The organism is Acaryochloris marina S15, from assembly GCF_018336915.1.
GTDB lineage: Bacteria > Cyanobacteriota > Cyanobacteriia > Thermosynechococcales > Thermosynechococcaceae > Acaryochloris > Acaryochloris marina_A.
Window position 1 is genome coordinate 3,012,609 of record NZ_CP064923.1, and the last position, 18,290, is coordinate 3,030,898.

Below are 18,290 nucleotides of genomic sequence, written 5' to 3' on the forward strand. Positions count from 1 at the left end.
GAAATGGGCAGTCTAGGGTCAGTGAGTGATGGCTAGTCGTTACGTGAATCCTTCGACAACTACAGGCGTTACCCCTGCCGAGCTGACCTTGTTTAATCGGCTGACGACTCCTGTCTGGATCTTTGATATTGAGCAGATGCGGATGTGGTGGGCCAATACGGCAGCACTTGGGTTATGGAATGCCGATAGTTTAGAGGAACTACTCAATCGAGATTGGAGTGATTATTCAGAAGCAACCGAGATTCGATTACAGTCCTATCTTGATAAGTTTCAACAGGGAGAGTCCATCACAGAGCAATGGACTTTTTATCCCAAAGGTGGCGCTGCGGTTTCCGTTCGCTGCATTTTTTCAGGCATTGCCATTGAATCGGGCCGACTGGCAATGTTATCCGAAGGCATCTCCGACGCTTTAGAACAGGTGGATGTCGATAGTCTCTGTTCTTTAGAAGCCCTGCGCCATACCACGGTCATGATCTCCCTCTATGATCTAGAGGGGCAAGCCATTCTCCAAAATCCTGCGGCCTTGCAATGCTATGGAGATGAAGTCCGTCAGGAATCAGAGCCGACGTTTGCGCGTCGGTTTAAAGATCCCGGCCTCGCTAATCTAGCCATGGTTGCGGTTAAAGCTGGGGATGTTTTCAGTGTTGAAGTCCAGGTCCAAACCCTGCAGGGCATGGAATGGCATGGAATTGACGTGCGCGGTACGCAAAATCCCCGCACAGGAGAGCTGGCAATTCTCGTCAATGAAAGCAATATTAGCGATCGTAAACGAGCAGAAATTGCCCTTAATCAACTCTTACGACAAGAACAACAACGCACTTTTGAACAGCTCCAACAAACCCAAACGGATCTCCACGCATCTCAACGTTTGTTGCAATTAATTTTGGATACGATTCCTCAAGCCATCTTTTGGAAAGATCGACAGTCCACCTATCTGGGGTGCAACCTCGCCTTTGCTGCAGATGCTGGACTATCGGCCCCCCACCAGATTGTGGGATTAACGGACTATGATTTGCCCTGGTCCCAGGAAGAGGCGGATTGGTATCGACAGTGCGATCGCAAAATCATGAACAGAAATGAGCCAGAAGATCGAATCATCGAGACCCAAATCCAAGCAGATGGTCATCAAATTTGGCTAGAAACTAGCAAACTTCCCCTCCTCAACAGTGAACAAGCAGTCGTTGGCATCTTGGGACTGTATGAAGACATCACTGAACGTGAACAATCCAAAGAAGCCTTACAACTGATTTTAGAAGGGACTGCCACAAAGGTAGGTGAAGCCTTCTTTCGCACCTGCACACGGGCCTTAGCCGACACCTTAAATGTACGCTATGCCATGATTACAGAGTTAGTCGGTATAGCCCAAGATCGCGTCCACACTCTGGCCTTCTGGCAGGGGGATTCCTTTGGCGAGAATTTCGAATATCCCTTAGAAGAAACACCCTGCAGAGAAGTGCTTGCCGGAAAAGCCTGCATCTATAAAGACTCCGTTCAGCAATATTTTCCCAATGACGCCGATCTAGTGACCCTGGATGCAGAAAGCTATTATGGCATTCCCATTTTGAATATTTCAGGTCAGACTTTGGGGCATATCGCAGTTTTGGATACTGCTCCACTCAAAGACGTATCCCAATATGAAATGATCTTGCAGATTTTTGCTGCCCGGGCAGCATCAGAAATTGAACGTCAGCAAGCTCAGCAAGCCCTGGAACAACAGCTCTACAACGCCAATCTCCTCAGCCAAATCACACGAGATATCCGTCAGAGCCTAGATGCTTCAAAGATACTTGACACCGCTGTTCATCATATTGGCCAGATTTTCAAGGTGAGTCGCTGTCATATCCACACCTATACCCACCATCCCACTCCCCGATTGCAAGTAGTCGCAGAATATATGGCCACGGATATGCCATCCCTGATCGGTCAGGATATTCCCGTCCTCAATACGCCTTACATGCAACAACTGTTGTCCCTCGATCAGGCCATTCCGTCTACCCATGTGGACACTGATACCACTTTAAATGAGTTGCGTCCCCTCCTTACCCAAGCAGGACTTCTCTCTATTCTGTCAATTCGAACCTCTTACTTGGATGAAGCCAATGGCGTGATTGTCCTGAGCCAATGCGATCGCACTCGTGCTTGGACCCCCGAAGAAATCAGCCTGCTCGAAACGGTCGCCAGTCAGGTGGGCATCGCTCTTGCCCAATCCCACTTACTGGAACGAGAAAAGCACCAGCGCCAGCAATTGATCCAAAATTACCGCCAGCTACAGCAAGAGATCAAAGAGCGGCAACAAGCAGAACAAGAACTGGAACTTTCAAAATATAGCCTTGATAAAGCCAAAGATAGCATTTACCTCCTGGACTCAAGCGGGAAATTCCTCTATGCCAACGATCGAGCCTGTCAACAGTTAGAGTATTCTCGAACCGAAATTTTAACAAAGTGGTTTGGAGATATTGCCCCTTGGATACCCCCTCAGAAGCTTGAGTTGCTATTAAAAGACATTAGGGACAATCAATCCCTCACCTTTGAAGGGATTCACAGAACCAAATCGGGTCACATTATTCCGGTAGAAATAACATCCACCTACTTTCAGTTCCAGGGAAAAGACCGCTTCAGTGCCGTCTCACGCGATATCACGGAGCGCAAACAAGCCGCCCTAGCCTTAGAACGGCAGATTCAGCGAGAAATGCTGTTACGGAATCTCACTGCTGATATCCGTCAGAGTCTTGATACCCAGCAAATCTTCACCACTGCCGTGCAAATGATCGGTGAAGTATTTAATGTCAATCGTTGCCATATTCATAGCTATACAGCAGAGCCTGCAGAAGAATTTCCGATTGTCGCTGAATATCTTCAACCGGGTTGTGATTCCATGTGGGGAATTAACATACCAGTCCATGGCGTGGCCCATGTCCAGCAGATGCTCTCGCAAGAAAAAGCGCTGTTGACGTCTAATGTTTATACGGATCCGCTCATTTACCCTTCCCTAGATAGTCGCTCTATTCAACTCAAGTCCATCCTTGCCGTGCGCACATCCTATCAAGGGCAACCTAACGGCGCCATTGTGCTACAGCATTGTCAGCAGAAATTTAAACGTCAAGACTTTTTGCAGCTACCCATCCCAGAGCAGAACGACATGCTGCGTCAATGGACATCAGATGAAGTTGAACTCATCGAAGCCTTGGCCAACCAAGTGGGAATCGCATTAGCCCATGCCAAATTATTGGAGCAAGAAAAACAGCAAAGCCAGAAGCTATCCGAGCAAAATCACGAGTTATTAGTAGCCAAGCGGGAAGCTGAATCTGCTAACCAAGCAAAAAGTGAATTTCTAGCCAATATGAGCCATGAACTGCGCACTCCTTTGAATGGCATTCTGGGCTATGCCCAAATTTTACAGCGGTCGACATCCCTCAGCCCCAAAGACCACAAGGGAATTCAGGTGATGCGCCAATGTGGTCAGCATTTGTTAACCCTCATTGAAGATTTACTAGACCTATCAAAGATTGAAGCGCAACGGATGGAGCTGCATCCTGAATCGTTCCATTTTCCTGAGTTTCTGACCGGTATTACAGAACTCTGCAAAATTAAGGCACAACAGAAAGGCATCGAACTCATCACGCAGTTTGCCCCCAATCTACCTGGTGGCATTTATGCAGATCAACAGCGATTACGGCAAATTTTGCTCAATATCCTCGGCAATGCGGTGAAATTTACCGACAAAGGGAGTGTTAGCTTCAAAGTAACCTTAGCCACTGCTTCTCCCCCACAAATCGATCAAGAAGACGATTCTACCCCTGGAGGAAACATCCAACCCATCGTTTTTCAAGTTAGTGACACCGGTATTGGCATTGTCGCTCAGGAACTCGCTAAAATATTTCTCCCCTTTGAACAAGTTGGTCATCCTGATCGATACCATCAAGGCACAGGATTAGGGTTAGCGATTAGTCATAACTTGACTGCAATGATGGGGGGCAAATTATCAGTTGTTAGCCAACCCAATGAAGGCAGTATCTTTTCTTTTACCCTCGCTCTCCCCGTAGTTCAACCCGATGCACTGGCTTTGGCTCTGGAGACCTATGAAAACATAACGGGCTACCGTGGACATCTCCGCACCATCTTGATCGTCGACGATCATTTGGATACTTGTGCCGGAATGATTGAGTTACTGAATGACTTAGGGTTTACGACGATGACTGCCATAAACGGTCAAGATGGAATCAAGGTTGCCATTGATCACCAACCTGACCTAGTGATTTCTGATCTAATGATGCCTCATATGGATGGTTGTGCTTTGACTCAAGCCATTCGTCAACATCCCTCGACAACGGATATTCCCGTGCTCATGTCTTCGGCCAGTGCTTATGGGCCGGATCAATCCCGTAGTTTAGCCGCAGGTTGCAACGACTTTATTGCTAAGCCCTTACAGATGGGTGAGTTAATCCAGAAATTGCAGCATCACTTAAACCTAAAATGGGTGACTACAGATAAGGCTCATAGGGGTGATTTGCAAACAAATAGCCTCCATCCTCCTTCAATGCAACCCAATATAGTCTGTCCTCCTCGGGTAGAGTTGGAAAGACTCTTGGTTATGGCAAATAAAGGGAGTGTGTTTGAAATTACTGATGAAATATCTGATATTCAGGCAATTAATTCACAATACAAAGGTTTCTGCCAGAAAATTATAGATTGGGCTGAAAACTTTGAAATCACTAAAATCCAAGAATACTTACATCAAAAGCTGAATTAAATCTACTAAATCTTCCCAAATATTTGTCGAGTATTTGTTGAATACATATTGAGTTTCTCGTCAATTTGCCTCCAGAGATTCTACTCCTTTCCCCCTGAAACACTTAGAGGATGAAAACTCAGAGATAGGCTAGAAATACTCAACAGGTGTAGCAAAAGATTTCCAAAGCCTAAAAATAGACACATTGAAATATATTTATTTAGACAATCAACTCTAAATTTAAGTATTCTTGCGGATTTTGTTCGTTCCATTACCCTTCACAATGGAAAAGTCAAACCATCCTGTTTTTGACATAAATTTATCTGGATGTGCCATTAGCCTCCACTAGTCCAGTCTTATTTACAAAGGCGATGCCTGATTCCCCTAAAACTTCAAATATTCTCATTGTTGATGATGTCCCAACCAATCTGACAATTTTGGCTCAGACTCTAAGGGATCAGGGGTTTACAGTTTGGGTCGCCACCAGTGGAAATGCAGCCTTAAAGCAATTAGCTCACGGTTTACCCGATTTAATTTTGTTAGACATCCAAATGCCGGGAATGGATGGCTTAGAAACTTGTACAAAATTAAAAGCAGATCTTCGTACCCAAGATATTCCCGTTATTTTTATGTCGGCTCTCAGTGAGCAAGCGAATAAAGTTGAAGGGTTATCCTTAGGAGCGGTTGATTATATTACCAAGCCTTTCCAGGAAGCAGAAGTCCTGGCGAGAGTGAAAGTGCATTTGAGCATTCGAGAACTGACCCAAAATCTGCAGAGAGAAATCGAAGAGCGTAAACGGGTTGAAGCTGAACTCGCAAAGGCCAATGCCTCTTTACATCGTCTGGCCCATATTGATGGCTTAACCCAAGTGGCCAATCGCTATCGCTTTGACCAAGATATGGAGCAAGTTTGGCGACGACTCCAGCGAGATAATGAGCCCCTATCGTTAATCTTATGCGACGTAGATTATTTCAAACTGTTTAACGATCGCTATGGCCATCAAGTTGGAGATGACTGCTTACGGCAAGTCGCCCATGCCATCCAGCAGGCCGTCCATCGCCCGGATGATCTGGTAGCTCGCTATGGTGGAGAAGAATTTGCGATTGTTCTACCCTCAACCCATGCCCAAGGAGCAGAACAAGTTGCCCTGGGAATCCTCAATAAAGTTTCAGAACTCGATATCCCCCATGAGGTGTCCAGTGTTAGCCCCCAGATTACGCTGAGTTTGGGCATTGCAACCGTTATCCCTCAATCTGATCAGTCCTTAGATGACTTAATTGAGCTGACAGACAAAGCGCTATATCGGGCCAAGGAAGAAGGCAGAAATACTTATTGTCACCATGACTGTTCACAATCTCCTCCTTCTCTAAGCTGCTCGCCCTCCCCCCTAAGCCTCCGTTAAGCTCAGCATCCTGTTGGCATTTCAATGCCAATGGTTACTTTGGGTGCTAGCTAAACGATGCTTAAGACTGAGCCTAAACCCAGCGCTCAGTAAGGTGTATCTTAGGTGAGATCTTTCTTTTTATCGTTGCATGGTGATTGTGCATGAGATTCTTGATCTTGAAACCGATCAAGGGATTGGCATTTATAATCTATCCCCTCAAATTCAAGGGTTTATTACTACTAGCTCAGTTCAAAATGGCCAAGTCTTAATCTGTTCTCGCCATACCACTACTGCCTTAGCCATCAACGAGTATGAAGAGCGACTATTAGAAGACATCAAGGTCTATTTGCATAAACTGGCACCTACCAACCAACGATACCTGCACAACGATCTACACCTGAGGGACGTGCCATCAGATGAACCTGAAAATGCTCATTCCCACCTGATGGCCATTACCCTCTCCTCCAGTGAAGTGGTTCCTATTGTCGCGGGCCAATTGGCTTTAGGGACGTATCAATCAGTCCTGTTGTTTGAACTAGATGGCCCTCGCCAAAGAACTGTATTTCTACAAATTTCTGGAGAGTAATCGGCAACCCTGCATAGGGTTACTGCCATCCCGCGCGATCAGCTATTTTGGTTGCTTCTGGATTATTTCGTCCATAGGCGCTGACGTTGATGGTATCGGATTTAAACTCGCCATACTCTTTCAAGGCTGGTGAAACATCCACTCCGATCACTGCCGGATATTCGTTATTCGCTTCTGCAAAAACTTTCTGGGCTTCAGGGCTAGTGAGGTATTCCATAAATGCGATCGCATGTTCCTTATGGGGCGCATCAGCCACTACACCTGCCCCACTGATATTGACATGGGTCCCTCTATCTTCCTGGTTAGGGAAAAAGACCCCTACCTTCTCAATAATGGCTCTATTCTTAGAATTCTCAGATTGGGCTAAACGGGCTACATAGTAGTGATTCACAATAGCTACATCACATTGACCTGCCGCCACAGCCTTAATTTGATCAACATCCCCACCCTTGGGAGGACGAGCAAAGTTAGCGACTAAATCTTTGGCCCATTGCTCTGTTTCTGCTTCCCCTTTGGATTCAATAAATGATCCTAGAAGAGATTGGTTATAAATATTGTTGGAGCTTCGAACGCACACTCTCTTTTCCCAAGCTGGTTCTGCCAATGCTTCATAGGTGGAAAGCTCTTCTGGCTTGACCTTAGCTTTGTTGTATATCAACATCCGCACCCGCTTAGTCAGTCCAAACCAAAGACCATCTGGATGACGGAGATTTTCTGGAATTTTGTCATCCAGCTGCTTAGAAGAAATACTTTGCAATAAGTTGGCCTGTTCTGCTCGCCATAATCGACCTGCATCTACGGTAATCAACACATCCGCTTGGGGGTTGCTGGCTTCATTTTTGATTCGTTCTAAAAGCTCATTATCCTTACTCTCTAAAAGCTTGACTTCAATCCCCGTTTGCTTTGTGAAATCCTTATATAGGGCCTGATCAGTATCATAATGCCGTGCAGAATATACCCTGACAATTTTTTCTTCACTGCCTGTCTGAGTGTTGGTACATCCGCCCAAAACGGTAATAGAGAAAAAGCCCACCGAAGTGATCAGGGCGATTTTAGAGAGATTGAAGATCATCTTAAATTTTCACGCACTAATGAAAACAATTCTTAATTCTTAGACCAGTCTTCAAGCTATCTGAGTCGACTCACCTCTGTCAAGCAGACAAAACCTGGACTTCCCGATTGGGGCTCGATCTCCAGCAACTGACGATGAATTTGGCACAATGTGGCCATCCTGACGATACATCTGAATCTTCTGAACTGTTCTGTTCTGATAGTAGGAAAAAGATTAGAAACTCAGTATGCAGAAAGACAAACGAATGTAAATATCTTATAAATCTTGGAAAACAATATTTTATATAGGCAAAGAAATATATTTTGTTTGGCCCAAATTTATCTTCTAGTCAAAATTTAACTAAATTCTGTATTTATACTGAGGCCAGTCTACCTTCCCAAAAAAGTAAGATGACATTAAAAATCTAATTACTATTCATCATTTCAATTGCTTCTAAGAATGAATCAAAAACTGGCAGTCTTAACAGCAATACTTGCATCTTCTGTAACCACAGCTGTTACAGCACAAACTGCTCAATCATCAAACATTCAGCCTCTTGAAAAGCCCGGATTATAAATGGCTAGAGCTGTTCTACAATATTCTGATGGAGATGCTTTGCAAGCAGATTTCAGAGTATATTGTCCCACTGCAATGATTCGGCCAACAAACTACCAATTATTCGATCATTTAGGGCATATCAAAAAACAAGGTTCATGGTGGGAAACATCTTTTCAGCCTCAATATTCATCTGAACATCAACTGGTTAGATCCGTTTGTGGTGGCTAAGTTATTCAGAGAGATTTCCCCTAGTCAATATCAACTTAACTAGGGGACCAAGAAGAGAAGAATTTTTTCTAATCTAAGCATAATAAACTAGCTAGCCCCATCATCTTGATGAGTTGAATTCGTATTGTCAGCAGCATGAATTTCTGAAGATATTCCATTTACAGACTGCTTTTGTAACCAGACTTCTAAATTTTGGGTGAGCTGGGTAAAGGAAGTTACTAATTCTTCTGGTAGATCTAGGGGTAGCTTGCCGGATCGTAGGTGGAGATCCCGTTGTGGAAAAGGAATCTCAATCTCTCGATGGCGCAGAATAGTCTCAATCCGAAAATTAAGATCGCTTTTAATTGCAAATTGCTTTTCGGGCTCATCAATCCAAATCAATAACAAGAAGTTCAGAGAATTATCCCCAAACTCAGTGAAAAATACTCGGGGCGGCGGATCTTTGCGAACTGAACCATAATCAGCAACTGCATCCATCAGGGCTTCTCGTACCTGTTTTGGGTTAGTACCATAGGCAACTCCCACAGGAATTTGTAAACGAGATATGGAGGAGCCATGATCCCAATTCACTACCTCAGATTCCAAAAAATCTGCATTAGGAACAATGATGGAGACTTGGTCAAGGGTACGAATCTCTGTACTACGAACATTGATACGCTCTACCGTGCCTTGATAATCTCCTACCTTCACAAAGTCCCCAACCTTAATGGGCTGCTCAAAAATCAGGACCATACCACTAATAAAATTCTTGGCAAACCCTTGCAATCCTAAGCCAATCCCCACACCGAGAACACTGGCAAATACTGTTAAGGAACTCAGATCAAATCCCCAAAGCTGAAATAACACCATTGCCCCGATGAACAGCAAGACATAGTTGGCAACGAAAGCAACAGCCTCTTGGGCACCTCGATTCAATCCCGTGGCACCTAATACCCGCGATCGCAACAAATGCTGCACGGTTTTAGCTAGGTTCATTAGCCCTGCCAGTAGAACTAGAAGCAGAGCAACATCCAAAACAGAGTAAGACTTCCCACCGGCCGGAATAAACGGAGTGGAAAAGGTTTGAACTAGAGCGTTGATGATTAAGTAGATGCCATTGCGGGTCCAGGGGAATAAACCACAGATAAAGCCAATCGTGCCCACCCACAGCGCTAGCCGCAAACAGTAGAAAATGACTTTGAGGAGAAATCTGAGACTTTGGGGCTGATCTCCCGTGGTCGGATCAACCGTTGCCCGAGGTAAAAGCGTGAATAACTTCTGACGCCAAAACCACCCTATTCCCCAATGAGCGATGAGTGCCAATAGCAAACACAGCGAGCCGATGGCGATTAGCCGCCAGGGATTTCCCCGTTCCTCCTGCCCCCGATCAATCGCCTGCTGCAATTTCTTTTGCCAAGTTCTGGCCGTCACTTCTGGAGTAGACCACTTGGCATCCTGACTATTCACCGTCAATAAATACAAGGGCTGTTTAGCACCCACTTCGACTTTCAACACGGGTAAATCATCAGAGACATCCACAATGACCGTTGCCTGGGTTGATTTACTCACCAGACTTTGCAAGCTTTGGTTGACCTTTCTAGCTCTGTCTTCCGCCGGAAATGCTTTAGACGAACTCAATTCAAATAATGGAATACCATCAACTTCCACCTTCTCGGAATCAAGGGTTTGAGCCACAACGGTATCCGTATGGGGATGGCTTAAGAGAATTAAGCTTGCCGTAATCAGGGCAAAACAGCACCAACGCCACAAGCGCCGACAAGAAAAATCCCTAATAATTCGGGCTACCCAGGCGAAGAATCGGTTGATGATCATAGCAGCCGTATCTATTGCAAAGGGTTATTGTAACGAGGATTAGAATTGAATGCGATATTCCAAAACACCGACTGCTTCGCCTTCAGAGCTGACCGAGGACCGGGCTCTAATTTGATTGTTGATCTCGTAACTCAAGTTAAATAAGGTCGGTTCATCTACCCCCGTCAAAATTTGGAGAACGGAGGCAGAAAAGCGGTCGGTAATGTCGAAGCCTAATTCAGCCCCAAAAGCGAGCACAGCACTTTGATTATTGCTCTGATTAGGCAGCAAAACAGGAAAGGCTCGAAAACTAGCACGACTACCCAGAGCATCATTTAGCGCTTGCTGCACACTGGAGAAAGCTGCCGAGCTAGCAATATTGGCTGCAGCTTGAGTGGCTTGACCATCCTGCAGTGATCGATCGATGCCGCCCCCCAATAAAGCAATAATTTGGGGATTGGTTCGACCAGGGCGACTACTGAGAGTGACCACATCATCAAAGTCAGCGAGGAGTTCACTGGCTCGTCCATCAACCGTAGCGCTCACTTTTACGGACTGGACGGCACCAATCGCACTCGAAGGCAACTCAGCGAACTCATTTAGATCAGTTGTTGAAGCACGTACTACCTCAGTCACAGTGGTTTTCATGCCGATGTTGAGGTAAGGGTCTAAGCCAAATCGAGACTCAAATCTAGCAAAGTTATCCCGTCTCGAATCAACGCTAAACAGAGTCGTAATCAGATTAATCGATCCTTTACGAAAGCTAACCACGCCATCCGCTAACGGTTGATCCACTGTTCCATTAATTTTGAGTTCACCCGTCGCCATAAAACTAAGGACAGGCGGCTGAGAAATTTTGACATTGTCGCCAATCTGAACCACCAAATTGTTGAAGTCTATAGGGTTACCCGCAGCAGGTTGAGGAACCGTTCCAGGAACTGCACTTTCAGCAGCACTGGCATTAGCTAATTTGACCTTACCGTTAGTGAGTTGAAGTTTTCCGCCTATCTGAGGTTGTAGAGCACTACCTTTGACGACAATGGCTCCATTCACTCCCCCCTGATAGAGTTCTTGGACATTTAGATCTAAGTCTTCCAATCTGACATTCAAATCTTGTTGATTTGAGGCCTGAAAAATGGGCAGACTGCCCTTGGTGACTAACCGGCCATCGCCAATGTTGGCCGTCAATTGAGGAATCGTCACTAAATTGCGATCAAACTTGATCGTGCCATTCAGATTGGTTAGGGGCTGTTTCAGGGCAGCAGCCTGAAGTTTGGCGTCTTGAAAGCGAATACTACCGTCTACAACAGGCTGATCAATCGTTCCATTGACTTTTACATCTAGGGCACCATTACCGCCTTCCCAAGTCACTTGGTCCGTCAATAAACTCAGCAGGGATAAGCCGTCATCCCGAATACTAGCTGTCAGAGAGACTTGATCTGTTGCAGGTGTCACAGATGAGAAGAATGGTGAATAGGGAACTTCTCCCTTGAGGATCAAGGGTTGGGAGTTATTAATACGAGCCTGACTGTCAATCTTGAGGAGCGCTTGTTTATAGCTCAAGGTGGTCTGAGCACTATTGACAACGGCATCGTCCAAACGCCCATCAACTAACTCGAATTGCCCTTCCAGCTGAGGGTCCTCTAAATTCCCAGCTAAGTTGAGGGTGCCATTTAATTTGCCCGTCACAGTCACTGGCAAATCCAGGAAGGGGTTGATGGGTTCGACGGAAATGTTTTGCAGCTGTAGTTGACCCGACTGATAAGAGCTGCCGAGTTCCCCCTGAAAGGCCAATAGGCTCTCACCCGTTTTAATGCGCAGGGGCTGCAAACTCAGGAGGCCATCTTCCAGTTCTCCTTTGACGATCAGTTGATCAATACCATATAGCCCCAACTTAAAATCTTGTCCCCGAATGTCGAAGTCAGCATTCACACCCGTTTTAACCGATCCAGCAAAGTCAATTTGGCCTCCAAACTGCCCTGTTAATCCATCCAAAGCAAATAAGCTTTGCTCCTGCTTGTTGGCTTGGATAATGGCTAGCTGCTGAATTTCAGTAAAACGGCGCAGTTGAGTCAGTAAAGGGCCGTTCACACCAACCGAAATGGTTTTTAAATCTGCAGCCGTTCCATAGGTTTGGGGCTGGGGCGATCCTAAGTTGGCAAAATCTACAGTCTCATACAACGCTACAACATCAGCAAGATTACCTTTCGTAATCGCTAAATCGCCAGAGTACCGAGGGTTATCACTGGGAATAAATTTTGCATTTAATACATATTGGCTATCATCCTTGAGCAATGTCCCCTGGTCTAGATTGGCGATTCCATCTCGATAGCGAATCTTGCCTGTTAGGGTTTGGGCTTGAATCTGGTTGAGGGCTGGTTGATCAACGGCAAAGTTACCGTCTAGGGTTTGTTGTTTCAAATTGGCTTGGAATTGGCCAGAGGCGGTCCCAGAGACTGTGCCTATGCCTAAATTAGCTATAGAACCTAAATTCAAAGGTTGTAGGGGAAATTTCTGAACTTCTGCCTGGAGGATATCGCCTTGAGTCGTTCCTTTGGCTAATGCCTGATCTCTGCGGATCAGAAAAGAGTTGGGCAGGAATTGTGAATTGAGGGATACGTGGATGCGATCGCGTTCTCCCCCCACCTGCATCTCAACTCCTTGGCCAAAGGCCAAGTTACCTTTCATCAACGGTTCAAACCGAAACTGAGACACCGCTAAGTCTTCTAACTGCAGGGTCGCCACTAAATTGGGGGCTTCGGGCGTCCCAGTGATGCGTCCTGTGAGGTCGGCCTGTCCTGTAAGTGGAATAGCCGTGGGTCCCAACGCTGCTAGGGTTCGTAAATCATAATCGTCTGCCTTGATGTTAAGATCCAAAGCCGTGATTTGGGGGCCTTGAGGAGTCTGGAAGTCAGCATCAATGGTTCCATCCGCACGGAACCCCTTAGCCGTCGCTGACTGCACCACAATCTGGCGCCCCGTCCATCGGAATCGCGCATCCAGCGGCTGTTCAAGCAGCGATAATCCCTGGGAAAAATTCACTTGGCCTTGGGCTCGAAGGGTATCAGGGCTGAGGGCAGCAATGGGACCATTGAGAGCGACATCACCACTCAAATCCCCCTTTAATTCAGGCGCAAAATTGGATAGCCCAATGCCTGCCAATCTGACATCAGCTTTCAGATCGGTTTGGTCAAAATATCCATCCAGCCGAGCCGTCCCACCAGCCACCTGAGCCACGACATTCTCTAGACGAGTAATCCCTTTTCGCAAGCGCATTTCCCCATTAGTGGGATAGGTGGCTCGGGGCGCTTGAAAGGCAATCAGGGTACGTAAATCTTCGGGCTGTCCTCGAACCTGAGTCTGAGCATTGATCGGACCAATCGTTAGACCCGATGGCACCTCGTATAGGGATGCGATCTCATCCCCTGGCACCCCCACAACATCAACATCCGCCGCCAGGTCTTCTCCGGGTAATAGGTTATAGAGGGCCGTGCCCGTAATTTCTCCCCCGGCTTCAGGCACTGCCAAAATCCGTGTAACTGCTAGGGACGGATTATCTAACGTGAATTCAGCTTTAATCGTCTCAAAAGGCACTCGGTCAATTTTGGTGCCCGAAGCCATGACGACTTCCCCAGCAATAAAAGGTCGTTCAATCGGACCCGTAATCCGAATATCTGGGATACTCACTTCACCCGCAATGGGCACAGGCAATGCAGGCACTTCTAGGGTAGCCAGAGCCGTATTGACATCCAATCCAGGAATACGGGCAGAAAGGTTATAGCCTCGCTCAATATCAATCGAGCCTTTTGCCGCCACAGGCACTTGGTCATATCGAGCCGTTACTCCTTCTAGGGTGGCAGTTAATCCCCTTAAGCGAATAAATCCATTGGCATCATAAAAAGACTTGGGAAGGCCGATCAGTTGAGCATCGATATCCTTCATGCGGGCGGTGCCGCGCATACTCGGTTTTTTAGCCTGATCTAGGTATAACGTGACGTTGGCATCCACTTGGCCTGAACGAATCGCCACAGGGGTTTGAAACGCTCGATCAAAAATAGGTGCAGAAACATTCTGGGCCAAGACGGAAACTTTGATCTTGCTTAAATCGAGGGTTGTTTCCCCCTTAGCCCGCAGTCGCCCCCCACTGGCAATCGTGCCTCGGGCTTCAAATTGCAGGCTTTCTTTGTCCTTTAGGAATTTTAAGGTGCCATTTGTGCGACGAAGGTGCTGACGTTGCGATCGCCCATTTTGAAACAGTAAATTTTCAGGTACATAAAGATCCGCCGATCGAAACTGGGCTTCTCCCCCCACTTTGGGAAGCTGCTGATTGGGAGAATACTCAACATCCAACTCTCCCTGAAATTCTTTTGCCTTCACCCAAATATTCTGTTCAGGCACACGAATATCGGCATCTTTGACTTCTGTCGTTCCAGTCAATTGAATGGGGGCTTGAGGTCGGTATTTTAACTGAAAATCCCCATCCACTTCGCCAGAACGAACTTGAATGGGAATATCTGTGGGCACAAACCCCATTAACGGGGTAATTTGAACCTGTTTAGCCTTGACATCTAACTTCAGGGATTGACTGGGCTGCAACCACTCCCCTTTTAGTCTGGCTTTGCCACCCGAGTCTAAAGTGCCATTTCCCTCAACCTTCAGCTTCTCATTGTTGTCATGGAGCGTTAGAACACCCTTCAAATCCCTCAGGGTCCGAGCCTCTGCACCATAGGGATCAATAACGGCCTCTCCCCCATCGACACTTAGAGAATCAAGCTGAATTTTGACCAATCCCTCAGAATCATCCTGAGTAAGAGTCGTTGATACCCACTTTCCATCTTCGGTTTGGTCGAGATACAGTTCCGCATCAACCAATGTCACATCTAAATTAAGGGTCCGGGTCCAGAGGGTTTTCCAAACATCGAACTGGACATTAACGGCTTGAACCTTACCTTCATCCTGATCTTCGAGGGTTCGACCGTTGCTCTCATAGGTATGAGCGGGTACCGAAGACGGTCCAAACTGTAGTCCCGTCAGTGAATAACTTTTTACATCGCCTAACAGCACTGGGCGATTCAGGGACTTTGTGAGTTCTTTGGCAATCTGGGGAGCAAGTTCTTCGTTGATAAAGCCTAAGATTCGCCAACCGCCCCAAATTAAGATTGCGAGAAGAACGAGGGCTGTGCCTATCACTGGGCGACTGAATAAAATCAGCCAGAGGCGGCGAAAGGGGCGTGGAGCTTGCTCTCCACCGGAAGGTTCTTGAGGCATGAGTTATAAGCTGCCGACTAGATCAAAAAGTTACGGTTGCACGACTCAATAGTTGTAATGAAGATTACCACTCTGAGGGGCTTGAAGGACGGAACCTAAATTACAAATCCCTCCATAAAACTAAAATCCCCCCTTCCTAAGAGATTAGGCAACTGTTAAACATAATTCATCTATCTGAAGAGATAACTTAGAATTTTGAAACAAGGTCTTCATTTAATCGCTCCTCTATCAATATTCTTTCTTTTCTAAAAAGCATTAGTAATCAACCGGATTATTGCTAGGCATTCAAATCAGCTCTTGCGAGAAATTGAATATCATTCTAGTTATCTATAGATAAAACCGAGTAACGTATCAATCCAAAAACTAAGCGCTTATTAACTCTAAATAAATCGTTGAATAAACCGAACAAGCTAAAGACAAATAAGGAAGGAGAATCATAGCTTCTGAATCTAAAAAATATGTAACTAATGCTAATCACCAGGTGATATAGCGATCTGACGTGAGTTGTGAGAATTATATTCAACCTAAATGGATACTGGTAAAGATTTCAGCCTCTCTACATCTCACGATTGATTTCAGATTGCTATAGAAACTAGTAAATGTAGATTTTTCATTTTTTTTGAGGCTTACCAATAGTTAAGATATGTAAAAATAGGAATAATACTTGATTGCCCCCCTGAAATATCTACAGAATGGCAACTCCATATTCCAGATTTGCATGCTGACCAAGCAACTCAATCCCTTTTCCTATCTGAGAATTTTGCTGTTTGCTCCTTCCCCTTTGTCCGCAGACCGTAAGTAGGAAACTCATGAACAAGACAGTTTTGTGCATCCCGACGGCGTTAGCATGGATGCTGCTTCTCTCTCCAGGCCAAGCCCAACAAGCACCCACAAAACCTATCTCAACGCAACGACAACACTCGGCCTTAACCACTCACCCCAGCAATACTCAGAAATCACAGGCACAAAAGGGCTGCTACACAGGACATACAAACCGTCCAAGTAATCCGATAAGTACGATCCAATCCCCCACACCTCAACAGAGGCAGCCAGTCAGGACTGCTGTGTGGCAAGATTTGCGATCCCCCGGCGCCACATCTTCATCCTCCATTGACCTGCACGAGTCTGAACTGTCTAATACCGCAGCCCGTAGCTATCAAACAACATTACCTAAGCGACCCATCGTTGTAGAAGCCCAAGGATGGACTCGCGATGAGAAAGGTCGAGTCTTCTTAACCTCAAGGTTCTCTAGATTTAGAAAATATGGGGCTACCCCATCCACTGGGGAATGTTAGCCACGACGATTGGTTAGATAGATCGAGGTTGTCGATCGGCAACGAAGAGATTTTTCCTATACTGTGTCGCCCCAGGCAAAAGCCCCTCTCATTCAGGGTTTTGCCTGGGTTTTAGTATTATTTTGTCTCCCTCACCATATTTGGATTAGCAGCCATATGCTTGTCCTTCGTTAGCACCAGACAAATTTCTTTAGTTTGCTTGGAACAATCAATGCAAACTAAAGATGCATAAGCATTCTGGTGTCAGACATGACCAATCCCCTATCGGACCCTTTGCAACAAGGGTACGTCGATTATTTTTATGACCAAGCGGGTAGCTCCCCTGGAACCCTGACCATTGACGAGGATGCTTCACCGACCCGCATCGTCGTCATAGATTACAACACCAATCAAGCTCGCCGGATCATCGTTGATCAGCCTGAAGAAAGTGCGGATTATCTGACAACGGAGACCGTGTCTTGGATTGATGTTCAGGGGCTAGGGGATGAAGACATTCTGCGCCGATTAGGACAAACTTTCAATCTGCATCCATTGGTTTTAGAGGATGTGGTGAACGTACCTCAGCGCCAAAAAGTTGAAGATTTTGAAGATCAGCTCTTGATCATTGCCCGTATGGTTCTTCCTCACCCAGATGGCGTCGGGTTTGTGAGTGAGCAAGTCAGCTTCATCTTGCACCAACAAGCATTGCTGACCATTCAAGAAGAGCCCTACCACGATGCTTTTGAGCCAGTCCGCAAGCGGATTCGATTGAAGAAGGGATTAATGCGAAAAATGGGAGCTGACTTTCTGACCTATGCCCTATTAGACGCCATTATTGATGGTTTCTTTCCGGTGTTAGAACTCTACGGAGAACGCTTAGAAACCTTAGAAGATGAAATACTAGAAAATCCCACCCGAGAGATCCTGAACCAAGTTCACTCCCTTAAACGCGAGCTGATGACGCTGCGACGGCTGAGTTGGTCCCAACGGGATGCGTTATCTGCCCTTTTGCGGGAAGATAGCCCCCTGATCAGCCAAGAGGTGAAAGTGTATCTACGGGACTGTTACGACCATTCCATCCAGATCTTAGACATGGTTGAAACCTATCGAGATTTTGCTGCCAGTCTAATGGATGTTTATTTATCCTCTGTTAGCAATAAAATGAACGAAGTGATGAAAGTCCTAACGGTCATCTCAACTATTTTTATTCCCTTGACCTTTATCTCGGGGTTATATGGCATGAACTTTAACCCTCAAGTCTCCCCTTTTAACATGCCGGAGTTGAGCTGGTACTGGGGGTATCCTGCGGTAATAGCTACCATGTTGTTAATTTCGGGCAGTCTGAGCTATTTATTCTGGCGTCGAGGGTGGTTCAACAAAGTATCACCTTGAGTGCTTCACAATATTTCAGAATGCTAAA

Annotated in this window: 8 protein-coding genes; 5 read left to right on the plus strand and 3 right to left on the minus strand. The window is 46.0% G+C overall.

All coding sequences use genetic code 11. The features are described from left to right. Nucleotides 1-28: 28 nt before the first annotated feature. The 3 genes from I1H34_RS13980 to I1H34_RS13990 all read left to right on the plus strand — a co-directional run bounded on the left by I1H34_RS13980 (nt 29) and on the right by I1H34_RS13990 (nt 6,700). Entirely contained in the window at nt 29-4,750 is a 4,722-nt protein-coding gene (locus I1H34_RS13980) for a GAF domain-containing hybrid sensor histidine kinase/response regulator (RefSeq protein WP_212661704.1), read from the plus strand. A 350-nt stretch (nt 4,751-5,100) separates the two neighbouring features. Beyond that, complete coding sequence (locus tag I1H34_RS13985) at nt 5,101-6,132, plus strand: diguanylate cyclase domain-containing protein (RefSeq protein ID WP_212661705.1); 1,032 nt, start codon at nt 5,101-5,103, stop codon at nt 6,130-6,132. A gap of 130 nt (nt 6,133-6,262) precedes the next feature. Then, nucleotides 6,263-6,700, plus strand: a complete 438-nt coding sequence (locus tag I1H34_RS13990; RefSeq protein ID WP_212661706.1) for a secondary thiamine-phosphate synthase enzyme YjbQ — start codon at nt 6,263-6,265, stop codon at nt 6,698-6,700. 19 nt (nt 6,701-6,719) lie between these two features. Here I1H34_RS13990 and I1H34_RS13995 read toward each other — a convergent pair whose 3' ends face one another. From I1H34_RS13995 to I1H34_RS14005, 3 genes are all read right to left on the minus strand, one after another. Further along, nucleotides 6,720-7,772 carry a Fe(3+) ABC transporter substrate-binding protein gene (locus I1H34_RS13995; protein WP_212661707.1) on the minus strand — a complete coding sequence of 351 codons (1,053 nt, stop codon included), beginning with the start codon at nt 7,770-7,772 and terminating at the stop codon, nt 6,720-6,722. Between the two features lie 852 nt (nt 7,773-8,624). Next, the gene (locus I1H34_RS14000) at nt 8,625-10,349 is read right to left on the minus strand and encodes a mechanosensitive ion channel family protein (protein ID WP_212661708.1); all 1,725 of its coding nucleotides are present in this window, start codon (nt 10,347-10,349) and stop codon (nt 8,625-8,627) included. Between the two features lie 39 nt (nt 10,350-10,388). Continuing rightward, nucleotides 10,389-15,596 (minus strand): translocation/assembly module TamB domain-containing protein, encoded by a 5,208-nt coding sequence (locus I1H34_RS14005; protein ID WP_212661709.1) that lies wholly within the window; start codon nt 15,594-15,596, stop codon nt 10,389-10,391. An 809-nt stretch (nt 15,597-16,405) separates the two neighbouring features. Between I1H34_RS14005 and I1H34_RS14010 the strand changes: the two genes are divergently transcribed. Both I1H34_RS14010 and corA read left to right on the plus strand, forming a co-directional pair. Then, a complete protein-coding gene (locus I1H34_RS14010) occupies nt 16,406-16,891 on the plus strand; it encodes a hypothetical protein (protein ID WP_212661710.1) in 486 nt (161 codons plus the stop codon). A gap of 249 nt (nt 16,892-17,140) precedes the next feature. Then, nucleotides 17,141-18,262: a magnesium/cobalt transporter CorA gene (gene corA, locus I1H34_RS14015; protein WP_212661711.1), complete on the plus strand. Its 1,122-nt coding sequence runs from the start codon at nt 17,141-17,143 to the stop codon at nt 18,260-18,262. Nucleotides 18,263-18,290: the final 28 nt, after the last annotated feature.

What these genes read in the sequence shown, in the direction of transcription:
- I1H34_RS13980 (WP_212661704.1), top strand. Translation starts at nt 29, where the DNA reads ATGGCTAGTCGTTACGTGAATCCTTCGACAACTACAGGCGTTACCCCT.
- I1H34_RS13990 (WP_212661706.1), top strand. Translation starts at nt 6,263, where the DNA reads ATGGTGATTGTGCATGAGATTCTTGATCTTGAAACCGATCAAGGGATT.
- I1H34_RS14000 (WP_212661708.1), bottom strand. Translation starts at nt 10,349, where the DNA reads ATGATCATCAACCGATTCTTCGCCTGGGTAGCCCGAATTATTAGGGAT.
- I1H34_RS14010 (WP_212661710.1), top strand. Translation starts at nt 16,406, where the DNA reads ATGAACAAGACAGTTTTGTGCATCCCGACGGCGTTAGCATGGATGCTG.
- I1H34_RS14005 (WP_212661709.1), bottom strand. Translation starts at nt 15,596, where the DNA reads ATGCCTCAAGAACCTTCCGGTGGAGAGCAAGCTCCACGCCCCTTTCGC.
- corA (WP_212661711.1), top strand. Translation starts at nt 17,141, where the DNA reads ATGACCAATCCCCTATCGGACCCTTTGCAACAAGGGTACGTCGATTAT.
- I1H34_RS13995 (WP_212661707.1), bottom strand. Translation starts at nt 7,772, where the DNA reads ATGATCTTCAATCTCTCTAAAATCGCCCTGATCACTTCGGTGGGCTTT.
- I1H34_RS13985 (WP_212661705.1), top strand. Translation starts at nt 5,101, where the DNA reads ATGCCTGATTCCCCTAAAACTTCAAATATTCTCATTGTTGATGATGTC.